The sequence below is a fragment of the Methylophaga sp. UBA1464 genome (assembly GCF_002325665.1).
Classification (GTDB): domain Bacteria; phylum Pseudomonadota; class Gammaproteobacteria; order Nitrosococcales; family Methylophagaceae; genus Methylophaga.
Map to the genome: position 1 here is coordinate 9850 of NZ_DCSO01000109.1, position 9310 is coordinate 19159.

Below are 9310 nucleotides of genomic sequence, written 5' to 3' on the forward strand. Positions count from 1 at the left end.
GCTGCGTAAAGCCGATAACATTTTCATCGAAGAATTACGGGCTCACGATTTATACGACAAAACCAGTCAGGCGTTTGCAGTGTTTTTGCCAGTCAAATCAGTTGGTGTAATGGGCGATGGCCGCCGTTATGACTATGTAGTCGCACTTCGTGCGGTTGAAACCATCGATTTTATGACCGCGCGCTGGGCGCATTTACCTTATGAGTTCCTGGATCTGGTATCACGTCGTATCATCAATGAAGTCAGCGGTATCTCACGAGTCGTCTACGATATCTCCGGGAAACCACCCGCTACGATTGAATGGGAATAACGCGTTATCATCTGTTGATTGGAGGCCGTGTGCAAGGTGTTGGCTATCGTATGTCGGCACAGATTGCTGCTGAGAAACTCGGCTTGTGGGGCTGGGGGCGAAACCTCAGCAATGGTCAGGTTGAGATCGTGGCTGAAGGCCAGATTGAACAACTCAAGCAATTACTGGACTGGGCCTGGCAAGGTCCTCGTTTTGCGGAAGTAACGGATATTTCCGTTACAGAACAATCTGCTACAGGTGAATTTGATAATTTTAAGATCCGTTAGTTAGCCCAAATAACCCAAAAGGAATCCGACATGGCACAACGTTTTAATAGCAAAGGCTTTTTATTACGTTTGTTGTTTGCTGTTTTGTTGGTCTATATCAGCTACAACCCGAGCGGTTACAGTTATTATCATTGGGCTAATGACGCCATTTTAGGTAATGGCACGGGTATCACTCCTCCTTTTGCCATGGCTACCGTGATTATCCTGATTGGCTGGACCGTTTACCTGCGGGCAACCTTTCGTTCCCTGGGCGGTTTTGGCCTGATTCTCGCCTTTGCCTTTTTTGCCATTATCGTCTGGTGGCTGTTTGATCTGGGTATTCTCGAACTGCGCCATCACGCGGCGTTTACCTATATTGCCTTATTCCTGATTGCGGCTGTTCTTGCGGTCGGCATGTCCTGGTCACATATCCGTCGTCGATTATCGGGTCAGGCAGATATGGATGATGTAGATGATTAGACGCCACCGTCGCATTCGACAGAAATAAATCATCTGACTCAAACTACGGCGCAGTGTATTAAAAAATTTTCAGCTTGAATTAAGCCTGTATCTCTATCGTACAGTCTTAATGTCATATCCATTCGTGATATTGATAAATTATTCAGGCTGAAGGATTCACACATGTCGTTATTCTCGAACCAAACAAAATCGAGATTATGGATTGCTGTTCTGCTTATTACTACGCTACTGAGTGGTTGCCTTTGGTTCAGCACAGTTAGCTCCGCCAAAGCCGTTCAGGATAGCCGGTGGAATCTGCAACAGGATTATCAGTTCAGTAACGTACTTACTATTGATGGAATTGTCGATAATTTATCAGGATTGACCTATCATCCTGAGTCAGGACATTTGTATGGTGTCGTAAACAATCCTGAACAAATCGTTGTGATGAGTAAAACCGGACAATTACTGCAAACAATTGATTTAATTGGCTTCTCGGATACTGAAAGTATTGATTATGTAAAAGACAATATGTTTATTATCAGTGAAGAACGACAGCAAACTGTCAGCTTTATTGAAATCCTTGATTCAACAACACAGATAAACTACCAGGATGTAAAAACGATCGCGATATCCTCTCCTGAAAAGGAGAACAAAGGTATTGAAGGCATCGCGATTTCACAACAAAATGGCTTATTTATCGTACGTGAAAAGCCCGCACGGATCCTGCATTTTTCATTGACTGATGATAGCAATGATAGTCAATTTGATGCGATAAAAAAGCTCCGGCTTGATGTGGGTGATTTTTCGGGATTAACGCTACTCAATGAGAGTACCGAGCAGAAATTACTCGTGCTCAGTGATGAATCGCATAGTCTGCATGTCATTGATTTTATGGGTCAGGAACGGTCACGTGTCAGACTGGGTCTGGGCCCATTTAATCTCTGGCCATTAATGCAGCAACCTGAAGGTGTCACATCAGATACAGAGGGAAATATTTATATCGTTGGCGAACCGAATCAGCTGTTGATATTAACGCGAAAAACACCGCTAAACAGCTGATTTAGGCGCAAAACTGCTTTTTCTCCTGACCTTTCGTGATAAAAGTTGTTTTAGCTGACGTTTATCCTCATTGGTTAAATGCTGATGACCACGGTACTGCAGATAAAAGCGCATTCGTTGACTGCGTCTCAGTTTATATTTAGCAACACGATCCAGCATAGCCAAATCTTTGATGCAACGGTAACGCAATAAAGCTCCCCGCCAGAAAGCTCCCAGCGGGCAATCAATCACAAATAACCGATCCTCATCGTCCACCAGCAGATTTCGCCATTTAAAATCATTGTGCACAAAGCTTTTGTTATGCATTTTTTGCAGCATTTTTGCAGCTTGCATACTGATTTTATTCACCCATTTTGCATCACTCAAACGTGGATCATCAGCTCTGGCCAGGCTGGCCAAATCTTCACTGTTTGGAATGGCCTGCGTTATTAACGCACCTCGCTGAAACACGCCCCACGTTTTCTCGATGCCAAAGGCGACTACTGTCGCTGTAGCAATCTTTTGTTCTCTAAACCAGAGCAGGTTTTGCCATTCAGATTGTATACGAGACATACCCAAAAAACGCCTTAACCCCTTGCCAGCAAATCGGTAACGTTTAACGTAGTAGTCACTATTATTAATGTTTACCCGGATGAGATCCGAAAGTCGTTCACTGGTAATGGTCTCACCTTGTAACTTAAAAATTTTATCCAGATCGGCAAAATCAGCATGCAAATGTGAAAATTCTGGCATCATGCGCCAATGTGTCATTCTATCCATGGCGTAAATGATAAGTGAGTCTTGACGGGTAAACCAATTTTTAAATAACAAAAAGGGCGAATAACCGCCCTTTTCATCGTAACTTTATCTATTTAGAAATCAGGCCTCATAAGTTGAGGCTGATACATTTCCGCCCCTCCCCGTCCAGTTGGTATGGAAATATTCGCCACGAGGTTTATCCAGTCGTTCATAGGTATGCGCGCCAAAATAATCACGTTGTGCCTGTAGCAGGTTGGCAGGCAATCGCTCACTACGATAACCATCATAAAAGGCTAACGCGCTGCTGAAGGTTGGAGTTGGCACACCTAGACTAATGGCACAAACAACTGCTTTCCGCCAACCCGGTAAAGCTTCGGTAATAGCATCGATAAAGAAATCATCCAGCAACAGATTTTCCAGTTTTGGATTACGCTCAAAAGCATCGCGAATATTCCCCAGAAATCGACTGCGAATAATACAGCCGCCGCGCCACATCAAAGCAATGCCACCATAATTAAGTTCCCAACCATAGGTTTTGGCCGCTTCGCGCATCAACATATAACCTTGAGCATAGGAAATAATTTTTGAGGCATACAAAGCATCACGAATCGCATTGATCATGTCAGCTTTATCACCTGAAAATTGCCCCGCATGAGCAGGCAAAATGTTGGCGGCAGTGACTCGCTCATCTTTAAGGGCAGACAAACAGCGGGAAAAAACTGCTTCTCCAATCAGTGTTAACGGTATACCCAACTCCAGCGCATTTATTCCGGTCCATTTGCCGGTACCTTTTTGGCCTGCCGTATCCAGAATATGATCAATCAGCAAACTGCCATCCGGCTCTTTGACCGCCAGAATATCGCGGGTAATCTCTATAAGATATGAGTCCAGAACACCTTCATTCCATTCAGCAAACACCTGCTGAATCTCGTCACCGGACATACCCAGTCCTTCACGCATCATCTGATAGGCTTCGCAAATTAATTGCATATCGCCGTATTCAATGCCGTTATGCACCATTTTTACGTAATGTCCGGCACCATCATTGCCGACCCAGTCGCAACAAGGCTCACCATCAACTTGCGCGGCAATGGACTGGAAAATGGGTTTAATCGCAGGCCACGCTGCAAAATTACCGCCGGGCATTAAGGAAGGTCCGAAACGGGCACCCTCTTCACCACCGGAAACACCACTACCAACAAACAGGATGCCTTTTTTATGCAGTTCATGGGTGCGTCTGTCACTGTCATTAAACAGCGAGTTACCGCCATCAATAATGATGTCACCTTTATCCAGATAGGTAACCAGTTGCTCAATAAAAGAATCAACCACGGGACCCGCTTTCACCATCAACATGACCCGACGAGGCATTTGAAGGCTTTCGACAAATTTTTTCAGATCATGGCAACCGATAATATTGGTGTCTTTGGCAGGACCTTCCAAAAATTCATCGACTTTGGATGAGGTTCGGTTATAGACCGCCACCTTAAAGCCTTTATCATTCATATTCAGCACCAGGTTCTGACCCATAACAGCCAGCCCCACCACACCAATATCTGCTTTTGTATTAGTATTTTGAATCAATTCACTCATTTCTGATTTATCACCTTTATGTATTCGCCTCGAGCCTCACGGGTAGAACCCACCACAATTCGGCAGGTTCCGGAGGCATCACATTCCAATGCACCGCACACCTCAATAAATTCACCTTTTTCCACTTGTCCAACGTAGGTATGGGTAAAGGAAATGATTTCAGGCGTCAGCGCATTATCAACTCGGTATCGTGCCGGAAAATCAAACGCACGACTGTCATCGGTCACCCGGCACTGGATGGTTTTAATGCCTTGTTTAAAAAAATGCCGATGCTCAATATCCAGTTCATCTGTTAGACAGACCATGCCGATATCAAATTTACTGCCATCGATCATCGCTTTATTGTATTTTCGATATTCATGCCAGCTAAAACTTTCAAAATTCAGTTCACTATCACGACGTTGATAGTTTTCCTGCATTTGTGCTTTATCAAGTTTCTGCAGAATATTATTGGTAATTGCATTTTTGACTGCTTGCCTGCATTGATGGAACGCATCACGTCCATAAATAACTAAATCAATATCTGATGTGCTTTTTTGCTGATTAATCAGCATTGAGCCGGTAAGACCTATTGCATCAATATCTACTGAATATTGCCGGAAAATCGCTATTAATTTATGCAATTTGTGTTGCAGCAGATCTTCTGCCGGCTGATTCAATAACTGCTGCAGCCGTTGTTCGGGCCGATGATGCCGAAAAATTCTGTCCACCGGTACAGCATGAAATGCTGCATCAAACTGGTTTGAATAAAACAGAAACTCGGGATGATGTCGTTCAAGTAATCGGTTGGCCTGCTCTGTATCGACCTTATGCCAGCCATTTTGATCATGAACGTAGCGTAAAAAGCAGCCCACTTTCTGATCATGAGAGTGATAGCTAACAACAGCAAAGATCAATCCATCTTCAGTTTCAATGAAGTCTTTGGGCAGAAACGGAAACCCTGTCTGTCTCAAAAACCTACCTCCCGTAAGTGATTTTTATAATGGCATAGTCATTACATTATGACTTGTCTGATAATCCAAACATGCCGCGCAGGGCCAGAACTACAATCAACAGTATTAACGCATCAATCAGCCATCGGCCCTGTTCACCGAAAAAACGTCCGCTATGCAGATCTGTTAACAGCGTCCCCAGTGTGATCCCGTATGCTTCAAACTGTTGTCTCAGTTGGTCCAGTGTTGAATCTGGAATCGGTACCGACTCACTCCATGAAACGCCATCGAGGGAGATCAATTGCCAATCATCCAAAATCGAATTCCCTTGCCACATTCCAGTTCTTGTTTGCAGTATTGGGAGTCCATGATGTAGGCCTATATTCTGAATTTCCGCCGGAATAAGTTCTGCGGCTCCCAACGCACCAATATACTGGCCCCCGGTATCAAACAGGATAAGATTATCATCCGTTGCCAGGGCAATAATGTCCTCGAGTAAAATCCCACCTAATAATGGACGGTTAAGACGTAGTTTAGGTTCGGCATTCACATAAAGCTGCGATTCAATTTCGATAAACAGCTGATCGGCCAACAGCCATCCATTTTTCACTGGTACATCTGTGACTTTGTAATGTTCAAGCAACCATGGGGCAGCAAGCTTGATTTGTTCCAGCTTCAAATCCTTGGCATGATTTATCAGTATTCCACAAGCCAGCCAAATCAATATCAGCGAAGAAATTATCACGACACCCGCGACTTTAATCCCTTTCAGCATTCACCGCATTCCTCAACCATTACTGACAAGTAAAGTGTAAGCATAGCTGAAAATAGCAGCAGGATTTTATCTTGCCATACATTTCAGACAAAAAAGGGAGCCAAGCTCCCTTCAATGGTGACTGATATCACTTAAAGTGACATTAAACAGCCTGAATCATGATCGTCTGAATTACAGCGCGAAATGCTTAATTACATCATTACCCGCATATCCGCCTGATGAATTTCACGTTGCCGCATATGAAACAACGCTTTGCTGATATCAATTGCGTAAGTGGCAAAATGCTGTTCGGTCATACGGATGGTGATAGCGCCCATATTGACATGCACCATCTGACAATCAGGACAAAACTGGATGTCACAGGTACTGGAAGAAAAAACATTTTCAGGTTGGCAGGAATTTGAAGCCATGATGAAGTTCCTTATTGTAAATTTGAAAATTCAGAGACTTTCCAACATATCGGGTAATCCACGTTGTTGGCCTCGATGAAGTTGATAACTGAGCAGCCAGCGCTGAGATAAGGCCCGCCAGTGCTGTTTCTTTAAGGGATGTTCGTTGTGGGTCAGTAATAATCGATAATTTCGTGAAATCTGCAACGCCAGGCATGCTGAAGCATGTTGACGATACATTGATTCCAGTTGCTCATTGGCGGCTAAAATGACAGCTTCACACCAGGTTTCTGCTCGTTCGGCTCTGTTTACATTCATGATTAACTCAATCTGTGAGCTGCGGCGGCGAGCAACATGCTCCACACCGTTCGTTTGGATTTTTTGTCCAGACAGTTAAAGTCAGCAGCGTGTAGTTTTCCCTGACTGATTAACGCTTCCAGTCGATCAGGGCTAAACGCTACTTGTATGGCATTTTGTTTCGGAAAGTACGTTTTTGATGTCTGCATCTTAAATACCTCAGCAAGATTGATAAGGTTAGATGCAGTATAAGGATTGATTATTCTAAATGCAAATAATTATTATTTAGATTAAGACGCAAGCAACAGCGCAGTCTTTAAGGGGAATAGGTGCCGGTTCCATAATAACCATAACCCAAAAATGGCGCGTCATGTTTGGGGTTATAGGCCCGGGATGATTCCGGATCTTTTTGTGGCCAGACATGATCATCTTCCATTGTAACCAAAGGCACGGATAACATTTTCTGATCGACTTTCTGCAGCTGCAGTGTCTTGACGGTTCCAAGAAACGTCACCAGTCTCTCCGGTGAATAAATCAATGGGTCAAGAAATCGTTCACTGCGAACAATAAAGCGCCCGGCACTGTTTTCAGTTGATATAGGCACCCCATGCCGGGTCAATGGAAATTGCACAATAGTCAACTCTGAAAAATCCTCGTAATTGGCTACCTGAGCAATCATTCCACCCCAGCGAACCGTTTGTCCTTGATGCATCTCGATATTCTGCAGAACCTGCTCATAGGTAATATCGTTATTTGATTTTGCATAAAGAGAGGGTTTTGTTGCCCCGCAAGCCGTCAATATAAGCATCAGTGAAAGACTTAAAATACGCATAACTCATTTCTCCATTAACGTTGTTGAATAGACCGATTAAACCCGCAGATGTTGCCAGCTATCAGCGTTTACTTTTACGAGCCGCTTTTTTGGCCGCTTTTTCTTCGCGTCTCTGTATTACCTGTAACCACTCATGCTCAGTCATCTCGGGCGTTTCGAGCGTCAGTCTGCCAAGCTGACCATTGCGTAATTCAGTGAGCAGAATTTTACTAATCCGCTCAATATCCACCACGCCACCCGCTTTAATACAACCACGTTTTTGAGCCATTTTTTCCAACATCGTTTGCTCGTGGTCTGTGATGTCATCCACATGAAATCTACTGAACAGGGCTTCAGGGTACTGCTGCATCAGATACTTGACGGCATATAAAGCTATATCGTGATTTTCAAAGGCTGTTTCTTTTATCGCATGGGTGATCGCCAGACGATAACCACTGTCGTGATTTTCCAGATTTGGCCATAACACGCCCGGCGTATCATGCAACACCACCACATCATCAACAATAATCCGTTGCTGCACTTTGGTTACCGCCGGTTCATTACCTGTTTTGGCTATCTGTCGTCCGGCCAACGCATTAATTAACGTCGATTTTCCAACATTCGGGATGCCCATAATCAGTGCCTGTATCTTTTTTACACTGCTGGCTTTACCGGGCACCATGGTTTGGCACATCGCAATCAATTCCTTGCCTCGCGACGTCGCATTTGCCGACAAAACCAGTGTTTTTATGCCCTGTTCCTGTTCAAGATATTCCTGCCAGATTGCAGTGAGTGCAGGATCAGCCAGATCGGCCTTATTAAGCACTTTCAGGCAGGGTTTATCTCCACGTATTGCGGCAAGCATCGGATTGGAACTGCTATAAGGCAGCCGGGCATCCAGTACTTCAATTATCAGATCCATTTGCGGCAGGATTTTTTTCATTTCCTGCCCGGCTTTATGCATATGCCCGGGGAACCACTGAATTGCCATCAAGAACTCACTAAAAATACCGGAATTGGTAGATTAATTATAACGCTTCAGCGCTAAATATAACGGTCGGCATCGCTGATAAACCTGCTGATGTCGACTTCATCAATTTGTTCAGCCGCCATGAAACGTTCAGCGTATTGCTTATAGGCCCCGCTGGTGAGAAATAATTCAAACACATCACGATCCATCAGTTGCTGCTCAACCAGCTGATGCAAAATGAAAATCGCCACACTTAAGGTTTTGGCTTTTTTATAAGGACGTTCTGCTGCCGTTAACGCTTCAAACACATTGGCCAGCATGATAATGCGTTCCGGCACCGATAAATTTTCTGCCGTCAAACCACGCGGATACCCGGTGCCATTCATGGTTTCCAGATGAGTTGTCGCATAACGCGGAATGTTTGAAAGCTCATCAGGATAGGGAAGTGACTCAAGCATTTTGATGGTGGTCAGAATATGTTCATTAATTCTGAAACGCTCTTCTTTGGTCAAAGTGCCGGATTCAATGGTCAGATTGTAAAGTTCACCATGATTAAAGCCATATTCCGGCTGATTCAGATTAACGCCGGATTTTGCATCTTCAGCCGCTTTCTGATTATGCGGGATGATGTGTTCCGGCTTGTCGTCAAGCAGCTGTTCAGTGGCAGGAAGACGGGTATTTGAATCATGATACCGGGCAAGCTCAACCGGCGATAAACCGAGTTGATCC

The 9310-nt window shown here is 44.3% G+C and carries 13 protein-coding genes and 1 pseudogene; 4 read left to right on the top strand and 10 right to left on the bottom strand.

Annotated features, from left to right (window positions below; translation table 11 throughout):
- The 4 genes and pseudogenes from B3O33_RS14670 to B3O33_RS14685 all read left to right on the top strand — a co-directional run.
- Window positions 1–310 (top strand): annotated as a pseudogene (locus B3O33_RS14670) (GMP synthase (glutamine-hydrolyzing)); the annotation flags it as partial.
- A complete protein-coding gene (locus tag B3O33_RS14675) occupies window positions 301–576 on the top strand; it encodes an acylphosphatase (protein ID WP_292363882.1) in 276 nt (91 codons plus the stop codon). The pseudogene B3O33_RS14670 and the gene B3O33_RS14675, both read left to right, overlap by 10 nt.
- A gap of 30 nt (window positions 577–606) precedes the next feature.
- Complete coding sequence (locus tag B3O33_RS14680; protein WP_292362035.1) at window positions 607–1035, top strand: DUF6524 family protein; 429 nt, start codon at window positions 607–609, stop codon at window positions 1033–1035.
- 162 nt (window positions 1036–1197) lie between these two features.
- Window positions 1198–2076, top strand: a complete 879-nt coding sequence (locus B3O33_RS14685; protein ID WP_292362034.1) for an SdiA-regulated domain-containing protein — start codon at window positions 1198–1200, stop codon at window positions 2074–2076.
- Here B3O33_RS14685 and B3O33_RS14690 read toward each other — a convergent pair.
- From B3O33_RS14690 to B3O33_RS14735, 10 genes are all read right to left on the bottom strand, one after another.
- Window positions 2065–2811 carry a lipopolysaccharide kinase InaA family protein gene (locus B3O33_RS14690; RefSeq protein WP_292363883.1) on the bottom strand — a complete coding sequence of 249 codons (747 nt, stop codon included), beginning with the start codon at window positions 2809–2811 and terminating at the stop codon, window positions 2065–2067. The genes B3O33_RS14685 and B3O33_RS14690 overlap by 12 nt on opposite strands.
- A 123-nt stretch (window positions 2812–2934) precedes the next feature.
- Window positions 2935–4407, bottom strand: a complete 1473-nt coding sequence (gene gnd / locus B3O33_RS14695) for a decarboxylating NADP(+)-dependent phosphogluconate dehydrogenase (RefSeq protein ID WP_292363884.1) — start codon at window positions 4405–4407, stop codon at window positions 2935–2937.
- Window positions 4404–5360 (bottom strand): nucleotidyltransferase domain-containing protein, encoded by a 957-nt coding sequence (locus tag B3O33_RS14700; RefSeq protein ID WP_292362031.1) that lies wholly within the window; start codon window positions 5358–5360, stop codon window positions 4404–4406. Before B3O33_RS14700 ends, gnd begins: the two co-directional genes overlap by 4 nt.
- A 46-nt stretch (window positions 5361–5406) precedes the next feature.
- On the bottom strand, window positions 5407–6114 hold the full coding sequence (locus B3O33_RS14705; RefSeq protein WP_292362030.1) for a peptidase: 708 nt from the start codon (window positions 6112–6114) through the stop codon (window positions 5407–5409).
- A gap of 191 nt (window positions 6115–6305) precedes the next feature.
- Window positions 6306–6524 (bottom strand): hypothetical protein, encoded by a 219-nt coding sequence (locus B3O33_RS14710; protein WP_292362029.1) that lies wholly within the window; start codon window positions 6522–6524, stop codon window positions 6306–6308.
- A gap of 30 nt (window positions 6525–6554) precedes the next feature.
- Entirely contained in the window at window positions 6555–6821 is a 267-nt protein-coding gene (locus tag B3O33_RS14715; protein WP_292362028.1) for a hypothetical protein, read from the bottom strand.
- Window positions 6822–6823: 2 nt separating this feature from the next.
- Window positions 6824–7009 (bottom strand): hypothetical protein, encoded by a 186-nt coding sequence (locus tag B3O33_RS14720; RefSeq protein ID WP_292362027.1) that lies wholly within the window; start codon window positions 7007–7009, stop codon window positions 6824–6826.
- A gap of 107 nt (window positions 7010–7116) precedes the next feature.
- Window positions 7117–7632 (bottom strand): Slp family lipoprotein, encoded by a 516-nt coding sequence (locus tag B3O33_RS14725; RefSeq protein WP_292362026.1) that lies wholly within the window; start codon window positions 7630–7632, stop codon window positions 7117–7119.
- 61 nt (window positions 7633–7693) lie between these two features.
- The gene (ylqF, locus tag B3O33_RS14730; RefSeq protein WP_292362025.1) at window positions 7694–8602 is read right to left on the bottom strand and encodes a ribosome biogenesis GTPase YlqF; all 909 of its coding nucleotides are present in this window, start codon (window positions 8600–8602) and stop codon (window positions 7694–7696) included.
- 53 nt (window positions 8603–8655) lie between these two features.
- The coding region (locus B3O33_RS14735; protein ID WP_292363885.1) for an HD-GYP domain-containing protein at window positions 8656–9310 on the bottom strand (655 nt) is incomplete at its 5' end.

What these genes read in the sequence shown, in the direction of transcription:
- B3O33_RS14725 (WP_292362026.1), bottom strand. Translation starts at nt 7,632, where the DNA reads ATGCGTATTTTAAGTCTTTCACTGATGCTTATATTGACGGCTTGCGGG.
- gnd (WP_292363884.1), bottom strand. Translation starts at nt 4,407, where the DNA reads ATGAGTGAATTGATTCAAAATACTAATACAAAAGCAGATATTGGTGTG.
- B3O33_RS14675 (WP_292363882.1), top strand. Translation starts at nt 301, where the DNA reads ATGGGAATAACGCGTTATCATCTGTTGATTGGAGGCCGTGTGCAAGGT.
- B3O33_RS14720 (WP_292362027.1), bottom strand. Translation starts at nt 7,009, where the DNA reads ATGCAGACATCAAAAACGTACTTTCCGAAACAAAATGCCATACAAGTA.
- B3O33_RS14715 (WP_292362028.1), bottom strand. Translation starts at nt 6,821, where the DNA reads ATGAATGTAAACAGAGCCGAACGAGCAGAAACCTGGTGTGAAGCTGTC.
- B3O33_RS14680 (WP_292362035.1), top strand. Translation starts at nt 607, where the DNA reads ATGGCACAACGTTTTAATAGCAAAGGCTTTTTATTACGTTTGTTGTTT.
- B3O33_RS14690 (WP_292363883.1), bottom strand. Translation starts at nt 2,811, where the DNA reads ATGATGCCAGAATTTTCACATTTGCATGCTGATTTTGCCGATCTGGAT.
- B3O33_RS14705 (WP_292362030.1), bottom strand. Translation starts at nt 6,114, where the DNA reads ATGCTGAAAGGGATTAAAGTCGCGGGTGTCGTGATAATTTCTTCGCTG.
- ylqF (WP_292362025.1), bottom strand. Translation starts at nt 8,602, where the DNA reads ATGGCAATTCAGTGGTTCCCCGGGCATATGCATAAAGCCGGGCAGGAA.
- B3O33_RS14685 (WP_292362034.1), top strand. Translation starts at nt 1,198, where the DNA reads ATGTCGTTATTCTCGAACCAAACAAAATCGAGATTATGGATTGCTGTT.
- B3O33_RS14710 (WP_292362029.1), bottom strand. Translation starts at nt 6,524, where the DNA reads ATGGCTTCAAATTCCTGCCAACCTGAAAATGTTTTTTCTTCCAGTACC.